Source organism: Microbacterium sp. 20-116 (assembly GCF_041079415.1).
GTDB lineage: Bacteria > Actinomycetota > Actinomycetes > Actinomycetales > Microbacteriaceae > Microbacterium.
In genome coordinates, this window is record NZ_JBFYGP010000003.1 from 135,946 (window position 1) to 153,291 (window position 17,346).

A 17,346-nucleotide genomic window follows, 5' to 3' on the forward strand; every position below is an offset into this window, starting at 1 on the left:
GCCGCACCGCGGCGTGGCATCCGTCGATCATGTCTCGGGAGAGCGAGCGGGCCCGCTCCCCCGAGGCACGATCAGTTGTACGTACCGGGCGTGAAGTCGTCCGTCGAGAAGCTGTCGAAGTCGACGTAGCTCAGGTCGGCGTCGCTGTACGCGCCGTCCGAGGCGAAGATGCGGTTGGGGTACCGCTCGCTCTTGGCCTCTTCCGTCGCCTCGACCGTGACGTTGCGGTACTTCGCAAGTCCGGTTCCGGCGGGGATGAGCTTTCCGATGATGACGTTCTCTTTGAGGCCGACGAGCGGGTCGCTCTTGCCCTCCATGGCCGCCTGCGTCAGGACGCGGGTGGTCTCCTGGAACGACGCGGCCGACAGCCACGACTCCGTCGCGAGCGACGCCTTCGTGATACCCATCAGCTCGGGACGACCCGACGCGGGACGCTTGCCCTCGCCGACAGCCTCGCGGTTGATGGCCTGGTAGCGCTTGAAGTCCACCAGCTCTCCCGGGAGCAGATCGGTGTCGGCGTGGTCGACGACGGTGACCTTGCGGAGCATCTGTCGGACGATGACCTCGATGTGCTTGTCGTGGATCGGCACACCCTGCGAGCGGTACACGCCCTGGACGCCGTTGACGAGGTACTTCTGCACCTCGCGGGCACCCTGCACGCGCATGACCTCCTTGGGGTCGAGCGTTCCGACGAGGATCGGCTGACCGACCACGACGTGCTGCCCGTCCTCGACCAGGAGCGTGGCGCGCTTCAGGACGGGGTAGACCACCGGCTCGTCGCCGTTGTCGGGCGTGAGGATGACCTTCTTGGCCTTGTCGGTCTCGTCGATCGTGATGCGGCCGTCGGCCTCGGCGATCGGCGACGCACCCTTGGGGGTACGGGCCTCGAACAGCTCCTGCACGCGGGGAAGACCCTGCGTGATGTCGTCTGCCGAAGCGGAACCACCGGTGTGGAAGGTACGCATCGTCAGCTGGGTACCGGGCTCACCGATCGACTGGGCCGCGATGATGCCGACGGCCTCTCCGATGTCGACGATCTTGCCGGTGGCGAGCGAACGGCCGTAGCACTTCGCGCAGACGCCGACGGCCGAGTCGCACGTCAGGACGGAGCGGACCTTGATGGTCTCGACGCCACCCTCGACCAGCTTGTCGATGAGCACGTCGCCCACGTCGTCGCCGGCCTCGGCCAGCACGGTGCCCTGCGCGTCGACGACCGCCGTGGCGAGCGTACGAGCGAACACCGAGTTCTCGACGTTGGCGTCCTTGACCAGCGAACCGGTCGAGCCTGCCGCGGCGATCGGGAGCTCGAGGCCCTTCGACGTGCCGCAGTCCTCCTCGCGGATGATGACATCCTGCGAGACGTCGACGAGACGACGCGTCAGGTACCCCGAGTCGGCCGTACGGAGGGCCGTGTCGGCCAGACCCTTACGGGCACCGTGCGTCGCGATGAAGTACTCGGCGACCGACAGACCCTCGCGGTACGAGGAGATGATCGGACGCGGGATGATCTCACCCTTGGGGTTGTTCACCAGGCCTCGCATACCCGCGATGTTGCGGATCTGCAGCCAGTTACCACGGGCGCCCGACGAGACCATGCGGTTGATGGTGTTGTCGGCGGGGAAGTTGTCCCGCATCGCCTTCTGGACCTCGTCGGTGGCCTCGGTCCAGATCTTGATGAGCTCCTGACGACGCTCAGCGTCGGTGGTGAGACCCTTCTCGTACTGGCCCTGCACCTTCGCGGCCTGCTTCTCGTAGCCGGCCACGATCTCCGCCTTGTTCGGCGGGGTGAGGATGTCGCTCAGCGCCACGGTGACACCCGAACGGGTGGCCCAGTAGAAGCCGGCGTCCTTGATCCGGTCGAGCGATGCCGCGACCTCGACCTTGGGGTACTCCTCGGCCAGCTTGTTGACGATCTGCGACAGCTTGCCCTTGTCGGCCTGTTCGCGGACGAACGGGTAGCCCTTGGGGAGCGTGTCGTTGAAGATCGCCTGACCGAGCGAGGCGTCGACGAGACCGTGCTTGTCGTAACCCTCGGGCGCCTGGCCCTCGAGGAACGTCAGGCCGGGGATACGGATGCGCGCCTTGGCCTGCAGGTCGAGGGTGCCCTCGTCCTTGGCCAGGATCGCCTCGCCCACGGAACCGAACGCACGGCCCTCGCCCACGGCACCCTCCTTGAGGGTGGTGAGGTGGTGGAGGCCGATGATCATGTCCTGCGAGGGCAGGGTGACCGGGCGGCCGTCCGACGGCTTGAGGATGTTGTTCGAGGCGAGCATGAGCACGCGCGCCTCGGCCTGAGCCTCGACCGACAGGGGCAGGTGGACGGCCATCTGGTCACCGTCGAAGTCGGCGTTGAACGCCGCGCAGACGAGCGGGTGCAGCTGGATGGCCTTGCCCTCGACGAGCTGGGGCTCGAACGCCTGGATGCCGAGACGGTGCAGGGTGGGTGCACGGTTCAGCAGCACGGGGCGCTCGCGGATGATCTCCTCGAGCACGTCCCAGACCTCGGGACGGTAGCGCTCGACCGCGCGCTTGGCGGCCTTGATGTTCTGCGAGTGACCGAGGTCGATCAGACGCTTGATCACGAACGGCTTGAACAGCTCGAGAGCCATCTGCTTGGGCAGACCGCACTGGTGGAGCTTGAGCTGGGGTCCGACGATGATGACGGAACGGCCCGAGTAGTCCACGCGCTTTCCGAGCAGGTTCTGGCGGAAGCGACCCTGCTTTCCCTTGAGCATGTCGCTCAGGGACTTCAGGGCGCGGTTGCCGGTACCGGTGACGGGGCGACCACGGCGGCCGTTGTCGAACAGCGCGTCGACGGCCTCCTGCAGCATGCGCTTCTCGTTGTTGACGATGATCTCGGGAGCACCGAGGTCGATCAGGCGACGGAGGCGGTTGTTGCGGTTGATGACGCGACGGTAGAGGTCGTTCAGGTCGGAGGTCGCGAAGCGGCCACCGTCGAGCTGGACCATCGGACGCAGCTCCGGCGGGATCACCGGGACGACGTCCAGCACCATCGAGGCCGGGCTCATGCCGGTCTGCAGGAACGAGTTGACGACCTTCAGGCGCTTGATCGCGCGGATCTTGCGCTGGCCCTTGCCCTCGGAGATCTGCAGGTGGAGGCTGTCGGCCTCGGCCTGCAGGTCGAAGGCCTCGAGACGACGCTTGATCGACTCCGCACCCATGTGGGCCTCGAAGTACTGACCGAAGCGGTCCTGGAGCTCGTGGAACACATCGTCCTCGGGCTTCAGGGCGCCGACCTCGAGCGTGCGGAAGTCCTCCCACACGCGCTCGAGCTTGGCGATCTGCTCGTCGGCGTTCTTACGCGCCGACGTCATCTCCTTCTCGGCGGCGTCCTTGACCTTCTTCTTCTGGTCGGCCTTGGCGCCCTCCGCCTCGAGGGCGGCGAGCTCCTCCTCGAGCTTGGCGAGGCGAGCGGCGATGCGGGCATCGCGGCGGTCGCCGAGCGTCTTCAGCTCGAGACGGATGTTGTTCTCCTGGGTGGCCAGGTCGCGGTGACGAGCGTCTTCGTCGACCGAGATGACCATGTAGGCGGCGAAGTAGATGACCTTCTCGAGGTCCTTCGGCGCCATGTCCAGCAGGTAGCCGAGGCGCGAGGGCACGCCCTTGAAGTACCAGATGTGCGTGACGGGCGCGGCGAGCTCGATGTGGCCCATGCGCTCGCGACGGACCGAGCTCTTGGTGACCTCGACGCCGCAGCGCTCGCAGACGATGCCCTTGAAGCGCACACGCTTGTACTTTCCGCAGGCGCACTCCCAGTCGCGGGAGGGTCCGAAGATCTGCTCGCCGAAGAGGCCGTCCTTCTCGGGCTTCAGCGTGCGGTAGTTGATCGTCTCGGGCTTCTTGACCTCACCGAAGGACCAACGACGGATGTCGTCGGCGGTGGCCAGACCGATACGGATCTGATCGAAAGTGGTTGATTCGAGCACTGGTTCTCCTGTGTCGGAATTCTCTGAAATCTGAGCTGGGTCGCTGAGCTGGAAGCTCAGATCTCGTCGATCGACGAGGACTCGAAGCGGCTGGAGATGTTGATGCCGAGCTCTTCCGCGGCGCGGAAGGCGTCGTCATCCGTGTCGCGGAGGTTGACCGCGGTGCCGTCGGCCGAGAGGACCTCGACGTTCAGGCAGAGCGACTGCATCTCCTTCATGAGCACCTTGAACGACTCGGGGATGCCGGGCTCCTGGATGTTCTCGCCCTTGACGATCGCCTCGTAGACCTTCACGCGGCCGAGGATGTCGTCGGACTTGATCGTCAGGAGCTCCTGGAGCGCGTATGCGGCGCCGTAGGCCTCGAGGGCCCACACCTCCATCTCACCGAAGCGCTGACCACCGAACTGAGCCTTACCACCGAGCGGCTGCTGGGTGATCATCGAGTACGGGCCCGTCGAACGCGCGTGGATCTTGTCGTCGACGAGGTGGTGCAGCTTCAGGATGTACATGTAACCGACCGAGATGGGCGCCGGGAACGGCTCGCCGGAGCGACCGTCGAACAGCAGCGTCTTACCCGTGGAGTCGACCAGACGGTCGCCGTCGCGGTTCGGGATCGTCGAGTCGAGCAGACCCGCGATCTCGGCCTCGAACGCGCCGTCGAACACCGGGGTGGCGACCTTCGTGCCGGGGGCGGCCTCGCGGGCGACCTCGGGGAGGTTGGCCGCCCACTCGGGGGTGCCCTCGACCTTCCAGCCCTGCTGGGCGATCCAGCCGAGGTGGAGTTCCAGGACCTGACCGAAGTTCATTCGACCGGGGATGCCGAGCGGGTTCAGGATGATGTCGACCGGCGTGCCGTCGGACAGGAAGGGCATGTCCTCGATCGGAAGGATCTTGGCGATGACACCCTTGTTGCCGTGGCGGCCGGCGAGCTTGTCACCCTCGGTGATCTTGCGCTTCTGGGCGATGTAGACCACGACGCGGCGGTTGACGCCCGAGCCGAGCTCGTCGTCGCCGTCCTCGGCGTTGAACTCCTTGACGGCGATGATCGTGCCCTGCTCGCCGTGGGGCACCTTCAGCGAGGTGTCACGGACTTCGCGGCTCTTCTCGTTGAAGATCGCGCGCAGCAGGCGCTCCTCGGCGCTCAGCTCGGTCTCGCCCTTGGGCGTGACCTTGCCGACGAGGATGTCGCCGGGGCGAACCTCGGCGCCGATGCGGATGATGCCGCGGTCGTCGAGGTCCTTCAGCAGGTCGGGGCTGACGTTGGGGAGGTCACGGGTGATCTCCTCCTTGCCGAGCTTGGTGTCGCGCGCGTCGACCTCGTACTCCTCGATGTGGATCGACGACAGCGTGTCGTCCTTCACGAGGTCCTGGCTGAGGATGATCGCGTCCTCGAAGTTGTGGCCTTCCCACGTCATGAACGCCACGAGGAGGTTCTTGCCGAGGGCGAGCTCGCCGTTCTCGGTCGCGGGACCGTCGGCGATGACCTCGCCGGCCTCGATGCGCTCGCCGGCCGAGACGACCACGCGCTGGTTGTACGAGGTGCCCTGGTTCGAACGGTCGAACTTGCGCAGGAAGTAGTCCTGCGTGCCGCCCTCGTCGAGCTGGATCGTCACGACGTCGGCCGAGACCTCCAGGACGACACCGGACTTCTCGGCGGTGACGACGTCACCGGCGTCGATGGCCGCGAAGCCCTCCATACCGGTACCGACGACGGGCGACTCGCTACGGACGAGCGGGACGGCCTGACGCTGCATGTTCGCACCCATGAGGGCGCGGTTGGCGTCGTCGTGCTCGAGGAACGGGATGAGCGAGGTCGCCACCGACACCATCTGGCGCGGCGAGACGTCCATGTAGCCGATCTCGTCGTTCGGGAACAGGTCGACCTCGCCACCCTGACCACGGCGGGCCAGGATGCGGTCCTCCACGAAGTGGCCGTCGGCCTGGAGGGCGACACCGGCCTGAGCGACGATGTGGTCGCTCTCTTCGCTGGCGGTGAGGTAGTCGATCTGGTCGGTCACGCGGCCGTCGACGACACGACGGTAGGGCGTCTCGATGAAACCGAAGGCGTTGATGCGCGCGAACGAGGCGAGCGAACCGATCAGGCCGATGTTCGGGCCTTCCGGCGTCTCGATCGGGCACATGCGGCCGTAGTGCGAGGGGTGGACGTCACGGACCTCGACGCCGGCACGCTCACGCGACAGACCACCGGGGCCCAGAGCCGACAGACGACGCTTGTGGGTCAGACCCGCGAGCGGGTTGTTCTGGTCCATGAACTGCGACAGCTGGCTCGTTCCGAAGAACTCCTTGATCGCGGCGACGACGGGGCGCACGTTGATCAGGGTCTGCGGCGTGATCGCCTCGATGTCCTGCGTGGTCATGCGCTCGCGGACGACGCGCTCCATGCGGGAGAGACCGGTGCGGACCTGGTTCTGGATGAGCTCGCCGACGGCGCGGATGCGACGGTTGCCGAAGTTGTCGATGTCGTCGGTGTCGAGACGGATCTCGGCAGCCTGGCCGCCACGGACTCCGTCGAAGGTGACGTCGCCGCGGTGCAGGCGGACGAGGTACTTGATCGTGGCGACGATGTCGTCGACGGTCAGCACCGAGTCGCTCAGCGGCTTGTCGAGACCGAGCTTCTGGTTGATCTTGTAGCGACCCACCTTGGCGAGGTCGTAGCGCTTGGAGTTGAAGTAGAAGTTGTCGAGCAGCGCGCGGGCGGCCTCGGCGGCGACCTGCTCGCCCGGACGGAGCTTGCGGTAGATGTCGCGGAGGGCGTCTTCCTTCGTGAGGATCGTGTCCTTGGACAGCGTCTCTTCGATGGAGTCGAAGCCGGAGAACTCCGCGAGGATGTCCTCGCTGGTCAGGCCGAGAGCCTTGAGGAAGACGGTGACCGACTGCTTGCGCTTGCGGTCGATGCGCACGCCGACCTGGTCGCGCTTGTCGATCTCGAACTCGAGCCAGGCGCCGCGCGAGGGGATGACGCGTGCCGACACGATGTCCTTGTCGGAGGTCTTGTCGGGCGTCTTGTCGAAGTAGACACCGGGCGAACGGACGAGCTGCGACACGACGACACGCTCGGTGCCGTTGATGATGAACGTGCCCTTGTTGGTCTGGAGCGGGAAGTCGCCCATGAAGACCGTCTGGGTCTTGATCTCACCGGTCTGGTGGTTCATGAACTCGGCCTCGACGTACAGCGGGGCGGCGTAGGTCTTGCCGCGCTCCTTGCACTCCTCGATCGAGTACTTCTCGGGCTCGAGGTACGGGTTCGTGAACGAGAGCTGCATCGTCTCGCTCAGGTCCTCGATCGGCGAGATCTCCTCGAAGATCTCCTCGAGTCCGCTGATCTCGGGGACGTCGGTGCGACCGGCGGCCTGAGCCTCGGCGACGCGCGCCTTCCATGCTTCGTTACCGACGAGCCAGTCGAACGACTCGGTCTGCAGCGCGAGCAGATCGGGAACGGTCAGCTTGTCGGAGATCTTCGCGAACGAGAGGCGAGATGCGCCGCGTCCGCTCTTCGGGGTGGTGGTGGTGGATGCGTTGCTCGCAGCAGCCAAGGGAATAACCTCCAGAAGCCCGGGCGAGGGGCTCGTGATTCCTTGTCGTCAGGTGGAGTGCGCTCCTGCCCCGATAACCTGCACGTCGCACACCGCGGTGAAGCGGGGACGGGCAAGCTCAGCCGACCACCATATGAGGGCAGGGGGAATCGAGGAGCGCAAAGTCCAAGCATACGCGGGAGGACTCGCCGTGTCCAGTCCAATTCTTGACGCGTTCTCGGACCTGCGGTATAAACGCGTGCGCTCGTCGCGGATCCCCGTTCCCGCTCTCGTCAGACCCGCCGGAATCGCACCCGGTCTCCCGGCCTCGCCTGCGCCAACGCCTCGGTGCCGGCCTCGGTCGCCACCGCGATCACCGGATACCCGCCGGTCACCGGACCGTCGGCGAGAAGCACCACCGGCCGCCCGTGCGGGGGGACCTGGAGGGCGCCCGGGCGCATGCCCTCGCTCGCGAGCTCACCGGGATGAACGCGCTCGAGGGCGGGGCCGTCGAGACGGATCCCGACACGGTCGAGGTCGGAAGAGACGGTCCAGATCTGCGTGACGAGCGTCGTGAGAGCCTCGGGTGCGAACCAATCGGCGCGCGGACCCTCGCCGAGGGGGACCTCGATCAGCGAGGGCGGCACGGTCCAGGGAAAGACGTCGACGGGGGGAATGGCGGATGCCGGCACCCCGGCGTGGACGAGGTCACCGGCGCGGAGCGGGGCGGGGCCGAGGCCCGCGAGCGAATCGTGGGCGCGCGAGCCCATCGCCGCGTGCCCCTCCACGCCGCCGCGGACGGCCAGGTAGCTGCGCAGACCCGCCCGCGCGACCCCGATCGACAGCTCGCTCCCGGCGCGCACGAGGACAGGTGCGTACAGGTCCACCGCCCGCTCGTCGACCCGCACCTCGGTGAGCGCCCCGGTGACGCCGACCCAGGTGTCGGCCTCGGCGCGGGCGCGGAAGCCCCCGAGCAGGATCTCGAGCCCCGCCGCCCCCTCGTCATTGCCGACCAGCCGGTTGGCGACGCGCAGGGCTCGGCGATCCAGAGCCCCCGAGCGCGCGACCCCGAGGGCGGCGAGACGGGGGCGCCCCAGGTCCTGCACGGTGGTGCTGACGCCGGCGTCGACGACGCGGAGCGCGGGCACCCCGCAGCTCGCGGGCGCAGGCGCCATGCCGACGCGGGCGCTCATGCCCGTCCCGGCCGCCGAGCCGGACCGACTCGACCCCACGACCCGCGGGCGCTCCGGCACGAACCGCACGCGGGCGCGCGGCGGGAGCAGCGCCGGGTGGGCGGCATCCGGATCGAAGAGAACCGCATCGGTCGAGGCGATCAGGCGCCAGCCGCCCGGGGTCTGTCGGGGATAGGCGCCCGTGAAGCCGGCGGCGAGCCCGACCGCGCCCGCGGGGACCCGCGTCCGGGGCCGATCGAGGCGGGGCACGTCGAAGGGCCAGTCCGCGCTGACGAGATAGGCGAAGCCCGGCGCGAAGCCGGTGAAAGCGACCGACCATTCCGCTGCCGCGTGGCGGGAGACGAGGTCGGAGACCGGGATGCCGAGGAGCGCAGCCGTGTCGTCGAGATCGGCGCCGTCGTAGCGGAGGGGCACGTCCACGACGGGTCCGGGTTCGGGATCCTCGGCGTGCGCCGAGGCGGTCGAGCGAATCCACGCGCGAACGGACGCCGGAGGGATGCGCGCGGGATCGAAGCACACGAGGACGGTGCGCGCGGCGGGGACGAGGTCGTCGATTCCGGCCGGCGGGTCCGCGGCGAGCGCCGCGTGCAGGCGGACGGCGGCGGCGAGGTCGGCGACCTCGGCGAGAACGGCCCGCTCCCCCATCGGCCGCAGGACGATCGCCACGCCCGGCGGAGTCACCACGGAGCGCGCACCTCGATGCCGGCTCCGTCGAGCGCCGAGCGCACCGCGCGGGCCATCGCGACGGCGGCCGGCGTGTCGCCGTGCAGACACAAGGAGGCGGCGTCGACGCACACGCGCGCTCCGTCGACGGCTTCGACCTCGCCGTCGCGGACGAGCCGCACGGCGCGGTCGGCGGCGGCGGCGGGGTCATGGACGAGGTCACCCGGCTCGCCGCGGGGCACGAGAGCACCGTGCGCGGTGTACCCGCGGTCGAGGAACGCCTCGTGCACGAAGGGAAGACCCGCGGATGCCGCGGCCTCGGCGATCGCACCGGCCAGACCGAGGATCGGCAGAGCGCGTCCGAGCCGAGCGGAGTGGTCCGCCACCGCCGCCGCGACCGCCCCGGCCTGCCGGGGGTCGGCGGTGACGGCGTGATAGAGCGCCCCGTGCGGCTTCACGTAGCGCAGGTCGGCACCGGCCGCGGCCAGAGCGGACAGCTGAGCCGCCACGATCGCGCGGAGCTCGGCGGGCTCGATCGAGCGGGCGACCCGACCGAAGTTCTCGCGATCGTCGTACGAGGGGTGGGCGCCGACGGCGACCCCGTATCTCGCCGCCGTCTCGACAGACGCGCGCATCGACACGGCATCCCCCGCGTGCCCGCCGCAGGCGACGTTGGCGCTGGAGACCACCGCGAACATGGCGTCGTCGTCGGCCGTCGCAATCCCGTCGACGGTCTCGCCCAGGTCGGCATTGAGGTCCACCCGCATGCGGCCACGGTACCGCCGCCCGGAGGGCCTAGCGTGGGGGCATGGCCCGCATGCGCATCGAACCCGACGACGCCCCCACCACGCGGCTGTCGGACGGCTCTCTCGCGCGCGTCTCGCCCTCGGGGTTCGTCTCGGGGTGGGAGCTGGTCGTCGACGGCACCCCCCAGTCGCACGTCGACCTCGACGATCCGACGCACCTGCACTTCGAGTACGTGGCCCGCATGGGCGCCGTGATCGATCGACTCCGGATGCCGGGGCAGCCGCTCACCGCGGTCCACCTCGGCGCGGGCGCGCTCACCCTGCCGCGCTACGTCGAGGCGACCCGACCGGGCTCGCGTCAGCAGGTCATCGAGCTCGAACCCGCGCTATGGGATCTCGTGCGCGAGAACCTGCCGCTGCCGCGCGGTGCCTCGGTGCGCGTGCGCATCGGCGACGCGCGGGCGGGGCTGTCGAGGCTGCCCGCCGGACTCACCGGCGCCGTCGACCTGCTGGTGAGCGACGTGTACTCCGGCGCCCAGACCCCGGCCCATCTGACCACGGTGGAGTTCTACCGCGAGGCGGCGGCGCTGCTGGCGGCGGACGGGGTGCTGTTGGTCAATGTGTCCGACGGTCCGGGGCTGGCCTTCGCCCGCCGTCAGGTCGCCACCATCCGCGACGTGCTGCCCGAGGTCATCGTCCTCGCCGAGGTGCAGGTGCTCAAGGGGCGCAGGTTCGGCAACCTCGTGGTCGCCGCCTCCGCCGCCCCGCTGCCGGTCGAATGGCTCCCGCGTCTCATGGCGGCCGGGCCCCACCCGGCCAAAGTCGCCCAGGGCGCCGAGATCGAGGAGTTCATGCGCGGGTCCCGAACGGCCACCGACGCCGATGCGACCGCGTCGCCGAAGCCCTCGGCATCCCTCTTCGAGAGATGATCCTCGCGTCTTCGCTCCCCGACCGCGTGGCGCTGCGGCGCTCGACGCCCGGGCGACGCAGACTGGAGGTCCTGCCGGAACGAGAGGAGCGATGGTGAGCTACATCCACGGGTACGACCCCGATACCTTGCGAGAGGTCACCGACTCCCGCGAGTGCGCGGAGCGGCTCGAGGAGATCGGTTCCCAGCGCAGCCTCCACGCCCTGCTCGAGCGGGTCTGGCTCCTGAAGGTGCTCGATCGATTCGACGAGGCGCTCGCCATCTCGGAGCAGTCGGTGCGCGTCGCCCGAATGGCCGGAACCCGTCGCGATCTGCTGCGCGCGCGCATCCTGCACGCCACGATCATGCAGTGCCGCGGGGCCTACGCCGCCGCCGAGCAGGAACTCACCATGTGCGCCGAAGAGGCCGAGGGCCAGGGCTGGGCGAGCATCGCCGCCTTCGCGCTCCAGCACCGCGGCAAGGTGCATTACGACGAAGGCGACTTCGACGCCGCCCGCCGCGACTTCAAGCAGGCACTGTTCCTGCGTCAGAACGCCGGCGCCACCGACGCGCAACTTGAATCGACCCTGCTCGCGATCGACGCCGCGGAGCGTCGGCGCACGCGCGAGGTCGTCGCGAGCTGAGTGTCGTCGGTCCCCCCTAGGCTTCCGCTCATGTCCGACCTGCAGCGCGTCCGCATCTGGGCAGAGGCGCTGATCGCCCTGCACCTCGACGACTCGTGGACGTTCGCCTTCGACAACGCCAAGCGGCGCGCGGGCCTGTGCGACTACGGCCGTAAGCGCATCAGCGTCTCGCGGTACCTCTCGGCACGCTACGACGACGACACCAACCACCAGACGCTGCTGCACGAGGTCGCGCACGCCGTCGCGGGAGCGGCGGCCGGGCACGGTCCGGTGTGGAAGCGCACCGCGCGCGGGCTCGGCTACGTCGGCGGCACGACGCACGCCGGCGAGACCGCGAACGAACTCGCGCCCTGGGTGGGCACGTGCCCGGCGGGGCACGTCGCCTACCGTCATCGCCGCGCGACCCGCCCCACCTCGTGCGCGAAGTGCGCTCCGTCGTTCGATCCGCGATTCGCACTGTCGTGGGTGCATCGCGACATCAGCCGCGCGACGCGGCTGGCGGCGTCGCTGCCCCGCTAGAGGGGCTCAGGCGGCGACGATGATCCCGTCTCGGAGGACGGGGACGACGGATGCCGCATCGCGTGCGGCCGCGGCCAGCACCGCCTCTCGCGCCCCTTCGGCCCCGAGGACGCGGCCTGTCCCACTGGCCGTCAGCAGGTGCCGTACGGCGCCCCCGAGGGCGCGGAACCCCTCTCCCGCCACCGCGGCGTCGGGAGAGCCGTGGTCGATGCCCAGGTCGCCGAGCGCGGCGACGACGGCACCCGCCCCCAGCAGGTCCTCGACCGCGAAGCGGAGGCTGTCGGCGTCTGGGGAGCCGGCGGCGATGACCGAGATGCTGGTGCGCTCCCCTCGGGCGCGCTGCACCTCGAGCACGTGGGCCGCGACGGCGGCCGCGTTGCGCAGTCCGCCGATGACGACGTGGGCGCCCTCGTTCGCGGCGGCGAGCGCGAGCTGCGCGGCCGGATCGCCCTCGAGGAGATGGGACCCGCCGTTCTCGGTCGCGGCCAGTGCGCGCATCGACAGTCCCAGCGTCTGCACGACGATCACGACGTGGGACGGGGCGAGGCGATCCAGCCCCGCGCGTCCCCAATCCAGACGCACCTGGTAGTCGGACTGCGCGAGGGCGGGAGAAGACGGCATCCCTCGATCGTAAAACGCCCGGAACGGACTCCCCGCGTCAAGCCGTGCCCGCCGATCACCGGGATCGGGCACGATCGACTCATGCGCATCCTGCTGAAGTTCGTCATCGACTGCGACCCGGATGCCGCCTGGCGCGCCCTGCACTCCCCGCGCGCGGTGGCGGAGTTGTACGGCCCCCTCCTCGACGTCGAGGCCCTCGGCGAGATGCCGACCTCGTTCGAGTCCGGCGACGACGTGCCCGTGCAGATGAGCGTCGCGGGCCTGCTGCCGGTCGGGCGTCAGCTCATCTCGGTCGCCGACCGTGAGACCAGCGACGCGCACGGGCGCGTGCGCGTGTTCCGCGATTGGGGTGTTCCGCTGACCGGGCCGCTCTCGGTGCTCGACGTCTGGGACCACCAGATGGCGGTGTCGGAGGCTCCGGGAGAGCCCGGCCGCACGCTCTGGCGAGAGCGTCTCACGATCGGCGGGGCCGCGGCTCCCGCGCTGTGGCCGGCGCTGTGGGCGACGTGGCAGTGGCGGGCGGCGCGCATCAAGTCACTCGCCCCCACCTGGGCGCACGACCCCGAGAACGACGCCGACTGACCCGGGATCGCCTCAGGCGAGGCCGTGGCGATAGGCGAAGACGACCAGCTGCACGCGATCGCGCAGGGCGAGCTTGGTGAGGATGCGGCTGATGTGCGTCTTGACCGTGGCCTCGGACAGGAACTCGCGCTCGGCGATCTCGGCGTTGCTGAGTCCCGCCGCCGCGAGTGCGAAGATCTCGCGTTCGCGATCGGTGAGCGCCCCGTAGGCGGCCGGCACCGGCTCCCCGCCTCCGCCGTCGGCGATGTGGGCGAAGAGCTCTCTCGTGGCCTCGGCGGCGATGACGGCGGAACCCGCGTGGACCGTCCGCACCGCGGACAACAAGAACTCCGGCTCGGAGTCCTTGAGCAGGAACCCGCTCGCCCCGCCCTGGATGGCCCGAGCCGCGGCCTCGTCGAGGTCGAAGGTCGTCAGCACCACCACGCGCGGAGCGTCGGGCTCGCGCAGGATCTCGGCGGTGGCCGCGAGCCCGTCCAGGACCGGCATCCGCACGTCCATGAGCACCAGGTCGGGGCGCGTCGCTCGCACGACCTCGATGCCCTCGCGTCCGTCGGAGGCCTCCCCCACCACCTCGAGGTCGCGCTGGGAGTCGATCACCATGCGGATACCGGCACGGAACAGGGCTTGATCGTCGACGAGGACGATGCGGACGGGGGCGGTCACGATGACGGCTCCTCTCGCGGTTCGGGGGTGGCTCGGCATCCGCTCTGCCGCGACGAATGGCCGCTCACAGCGCAGCACCGATCGGCAGGGTGGCTCGGACGACGAACTCGCCATACTCCGGTCCGGCCGTCAGGTGGCCGCCGACGAGCTGCGCGCGTTCGCGCATGCCGATGAGACCGTGACCGCCGGGCGCGGAGCTGGAAAGGACGGGGACGGATGCCGTGGCCCGGGCGTTGCGCACCGAGACCACGACGCGGTCGGGCCACCACGCCAGGTGGACACGCACGCGCGGGTCGACACCGTGGCGTAGGGCGTTCGTGAGCGCCTCCTGCATGATGCGGTACACCGCGAGCTGGATGGCCGCGGGGGGCTCGCCGGGAGGGAGCGGATCGACCCCGACCTGGACGTCGACGCCCGCGGCACGCATCCGCTGGAAGAGGACTTCCAGATCGGCGAGGGTGGGCTGCGGCCCCTCGGCCTGAGAGTGCCGGAGCTGGGTGAGGAGGAGCCGAACGTCGGCGAGCGCCGCCCGCGCGGTCGACGAGATCGTCGTGAGCGCCTCGGAGGTGGCCCGGGGATCCGAGGCCGCGGCGTAGCGGGCCCCGTCGGCTTGGGCGATGACCACTGCCAGGGAGTGGGCGACGACGTCGTGCATGTCGCGGGCGATGCGGACGCGCTCCTGCTCCGCGATCGTCTCGGCCTCGGCCGCGCGCTGGGCGCGACTGTTCGCCGCGGCCCGCATCGCCGTGCGCACGAGCGCGCCCGAGACCCAGGCCAGCATGAGGGCGAAGCCCGCGGCGAGGAAGAGGGCGATGACCGCGAACCAGTCGTTGCCGTTGGGCGGAGCCTGCAGACCGCGACCCACGAGGTAGATCGGCACTACGGCCGCGCCGACGATCGCCGAACCGAACCCGAACCAGAACACGCGCCGCGTCCCGTACGCGCCCGTCGTGTACAGCACGGCGAAGATCGCGAGGTCTGACGGGGACGGCTGCCGGCCGAAGCCCATCTGCACGAGGGCGGCTGCCCACGCGACGCACAGGGCGAGTCCCGGGTGCAGGCGCCGCAGACCCACCGAGCTCGCGAAGGCGAGTGCGACGAAGAGCGCGGCGACGCTGTCGACCGGGGTGGCACTCGCGACGAGCTCGATGGCGATCGCCACCAGGAAGAAGATCACGGCGATGCCGAGGTCGGTGACCAACTGGTAGCGGGTGAGCGGGCGGAGAGCGAACATCACCGCCACGCTACGCGGGCGGCCGTGGTCACGGCATCCGTCCCGGGGTGTATCTGTGTCGGCCGTCGGGAGGAGCCTCGAGGCGAGGGCGGATCAGGCCGGGAAGTCGGCCGGCTCGATCGGACGCGCCTCGAAGAAGGTCTGCAGCACGACGGTCGTGCGGGTGTTCACCTGGGCCGCGGCGCGGATGTCGCGGATGAGCGCCTCGAGGTCGCGCGGCGTCGGCACGCGGACGAAGAGCATGTACGCCGCCTCGCCCGCGATGGAGTGGCAGGCCTCGATCGGCGTCAGGTGGGCGAGCAGCTCGGGAGCGTTGTCGGGCTGCGCGGGGTCGAGCGGCGTGATCTCGACGAAGGCCGCGAGCGGCCGCCCCAGCGCCTCGGCATCGAGGATCGGGCGGTAGCCCTTCACGATCCCTCGAGCTTCGAGCCGGCGCAGCCGCGACTGGACGGCCGAGACCGAGAGGCCGACGCGCTCCGACAGGTGCGACAGCGTGGCGCGCGCGTCGAGTGAGATCTCGCGGACGATCGCTGCGTCGACGGAGTCCTCGAGGCGAGGAGCGCGGGAGGAGGCCTCGGTCATGCGGTCGACAGTATCAGCGGCGGCGAGTCCCCCTCTGGCGGGATCCGTAATTTTTCCGTTAGCATCCACATTCAGCAGGAATATTTACAGCATCGAATGGAGGATGCCATGACCACCGCCGCGCCTACCCGTGCCGCCGACGATCTGATCGCCGGACACGGCGTCGATACGGTCGAGCAGACCCCCGCCTGGGCGAAGCTCAAGGGCGCCGCCACCGCACTGCAGGCGCTGCAGGCCAAGGACGGCTCCATCGAGGACATCGCCGCTGCGACCCCCCTGCTCGACGACCTGACCGCGGCGATCGAGGCGCTCGCGCCCCTCTTCCCGCACGACGCGGCCTACCTCGCGGCATCCGTCACGGACTTCCGCCGCTGGCGAGACGAGGGGCTCGGGGTTCCCGACTTCCTCGACTCCCTGGTCGCCTTCCACCCGCAGGAGCACCGCGTCGACGGCATCCGTCACCTCGTGGTCTTCCCGATGTACACGCAGAACGGCTCGAGTGAACGGCACGTCGAGGCGGTGATCGTCGAGGCGATCTGGCCGGAGTTCATCGCGCGGCTCGAGACCGAGTACACCAACCGCCTCTTCGTCTCGCTGCGGCTGGTCGACTTCACCTCGGGCTACGACACCAACTCGGCCGTGCTCTTTCCCGAGACCGTCGCGATGCGCGAGGTTCCCGCGTTCACGTGGGGCGCGATCTTCCAGGACCGCGAGGCCGCACGCTACCGTCGCGTGACCCGCGCCGCCGCGGACATCACGAAACTCCGACTCCCGGACGCCGCCGCGCGTCTGCTCGACGATCAGGACCTCGCCGAGCGGACGTTCGTGATGTGGGATCTCATCCATGACCGCACGCACATGCGCGGCGACCTGCCGTTCGACCCCTTCATGATCAAGCAGCGGATGCCGTTCTTCCTCTACTCGCTCGAAGAACTGCGCTGCGACCTCACCGCGTTTCGCGAGTGCGTGTCGCTGCAGGCGCGCCTGGTCGCCCGGGACGACCTCGACGACGCCGAGGCAGCGATGCTCGAGCACGCCGAGCTTGTGCAGTACGCCGTGATCTTCGACCGCATCTTCCGCTTCGCCATCACCGGCTCTCGCGTGCGCAACTACGACGGTCTCGGCGGGCAGCTGCTGTTCGCCTGGCTGCATCAGCGACGCGTGCTGCACTGGACCGACACCTCGCTCGCCTTCGACTGGGACGAGGTACCCGCCGCGGTCATCGCCCTCGCGGATGCGATCGACGAACTGTACTGGCGCTCGATCGACCGCCCCAAGGTCGCCCACTGGCTCGCCGCCTACGACCTCGTGCGCTCGGTCGTCACACCCCACCCCGCTTCGGTGTGGGCACGAGGCCTGCCCGATGAGGTGCTCGCGGGATTGCCCAAGGGCTACACCGATGCGGTGCTCGACGACGAGTTCCCCCTGTCGATGTTCTTCGAGGCGCTGGAGAAGAAGATGCGTCCCGTCATCGCATCGACCGAGGGAATTCGCGGAACGGACTGAACACCC

General features: G+C 69.6%; 13 protein-coding genes. 5 read left to right on the top strand and 8 right to left on the bottom strand.

Annotation, left to right across the window (positions count from 1 at the left end; all coding sequences use genetic code 11):
• Positions 1 to 71 precede the first annotated feature (71 nt).
• From rpoC to pxpA, 4 genes are all read right to left on the bottom strand, one after another.
• On the bottom strand, positions 72 to 3,947 hold the full coding sequence (gene rpoC / locus AB6V29_RS08040; RefSeq protein ID WP_210072359.1) for a DNA-directed RNA polymerase subunit beta': 3,876 nt from the start codon (positions 3,945 to 3,947) through the stop codon (positions 72 to 74).
• 56 nt (positions 3,948 to 4,003) lie between these two features.
• The gene (locus AB6V29_RS08045; RefSeq protein WP_210072360.1) at positions 4,004 to 7,501 is read right to left on the bottom strand and encodes a DNA-directed RNA polymerase subunit beta; all 3,498 of its coding nucleotides are present in this window, start codon (positions 7,499 to 7,501) and stop codon (positions 4,004 to 4,006) included.
• Between the two features lie 272 nt (positions 7,502 to 7,773).
• The gene (locus AB6V29_RS08050) at positions 7,774 to 9,357 is read right to left on the bottom strand and encodes a 5-oxoprolinase/urea amidolyase family protein (protein WP_369357958.1); all 1,584 of its coding nucleotides are present in this window, start codon (positions 9,355 to 9,357) and stop codon (positions 7,774 to 7,776) included.
• Complete coding sequence (gene pxpA / locus AB6V29_RS08055) at positions 9,351 to 10,103, bottom strand: 5-oxoprolinase subunit PxpA (protein WP_267786085.1); 753 nt, start codon at positions 10,101 to 10,103, stop codon at positions 9,351 to 9,353. Before pxpA ends, AB6V29_RS08050 begins: the two co-directional genes overlap by 7 nt.
• Positions 10,104 to 10,144: 41 nt before the next feature.
• Here pxpA and AB6V29_RS08060 point away from each other — a divergent pair, with 41 nt between their 5' ends.
• The 3 genes from AB6V29_RS08060 (at position 10,145) to AB6V29_RS08070 (ending at position 12,152) form a co-directional block, all read left to right on the top strand.
• The gene (locus AB6V29_RS08060) at positions 10,145 to 11,011 is read left to right on the top strand and encodes a spermidine synthase (protein WP_210072362.1); all 867 of its coding nucleotides are present in this window, start codon (positions 10,145 to 10,147) and stop codon (positions 11,009 to 11,011) included.
• 94 nt (positions 11,012 to 11,105) lie between these two features.
• Positions 11,106 to 11,633 (top strand): hypothetical protein, encoded by a 528-nt coding sequence (locus AB6V29_RS08065; RefSeq protein ID WP_056228266.1) that lies wholly within the window; start codon positions 11,106 to 11,108, stop codon positions 11,631 to 11,633.
• Positions 11,634 to 11,663: 30 nt separating this feature from the next.
• Positions 11,664 to 12,152, top strand: coding sequence for a SprT-like domain-containing protein (locus tag AB6V29_RS08070; protein WP_210072363.1), 489 nt, complete (start codon positions 11,664 to 11,666; stop codon positions 12,150 to 12,152).
• A 6-nt stretch (positions 12,153 to 12,158) separates the two neighbouring features.
• Here AB6V29_RS08070 and AB6V29_RS08075 read toward each other — a convergent pair whose 3' ends face one another.
• Positions 12,159 to 12,773, bottom strand: coding sequence for a 2-phosphosulfolactate phosphatase (locus tag AB6V29_RS08075; protein ID WP_267786083.1), 615 nt, complete (start codon positions 12,771 to 12,773; stop codon positions 12,159 to 12,161).
• Positions 12,774 to 12,854: 81 nt separating this feature from the next.
• Here AB6V29_RS08075 and AB6V29_RS08080 point away from each other — a divergent pair, with 81 nt between their 5' ends.
• Entirely contained in the window at positions 12,855 to 13,355 is a 501-nt protein-coding gene (locus AB6V29_RS08080) for a hypothetical protein (protein WP_307314987.1), read from the top strand.
• 12 nt (positions 13,356 to 13,367) lie between these two features.
• Here the strand turns inward: AB6V29_RS08080 and AB6V29_RS08085 are convergent, their stop codons facing one another.
• The 3 genes from AB6V29_RS08085 to AB6V29_RS08095 form a co-directional block, all read right to left on the bottom strand.
• A complete protein-coding gene (locus AB6V29_RS08085) occupies positions 13,368 to 14,057 on the bottom strand; it encodes a response regulator (protein ID WP_369357960.1) in 690 nt (229 codons plus the stop codon).
• Positions 14,058 to 14,082: 25 nt separating this feature from the next.
• Positions 14,083 to 15,252: a sensor histidine kinase gene (locus AB6V29_RS08090; RefSeq protein ID WP_307314984.1), complete on the bottom strand. Its 1,170-nt coding sequence runs from the start codon at positions 15,250 to 15,252 to the stop codon at positions 14,083 to 14,085.
• Positions 15,253 to 15,345: 93 nt separating this feature from the next.
• A complete protein-coding gene (locus tag AB6V29_RS08095) occupies positions 15,346 to 15,834 on the bottom strand; it encodes an Lrp/AsnC family transcriptional regulator (protein ID WP_210072368.1) in 489 nt (162 codons plus the stop codon).
• A 108-nt stretch (positions 15,835 to 15,942) separates the two neighbouring features.
• On the opposite strand from AB6V29_RS08095, the gene AB6V29_RS08100 reads away from it, so the two are divergent.
• Positions 15,943 to 17,340: a DUF6421 family protein gene (locus AB6V29_RS08100; protein WP_267786079.1), complete on the top strand. Its 1,398-nt coding sequence runs from the start codon at positions 15,943 to 15,945 to the stop codon at positions 17,338 to 17,340.
• The last annotated feature ends 6 nt before the right edge of the window (positions 17,341 to 17,346 follow it).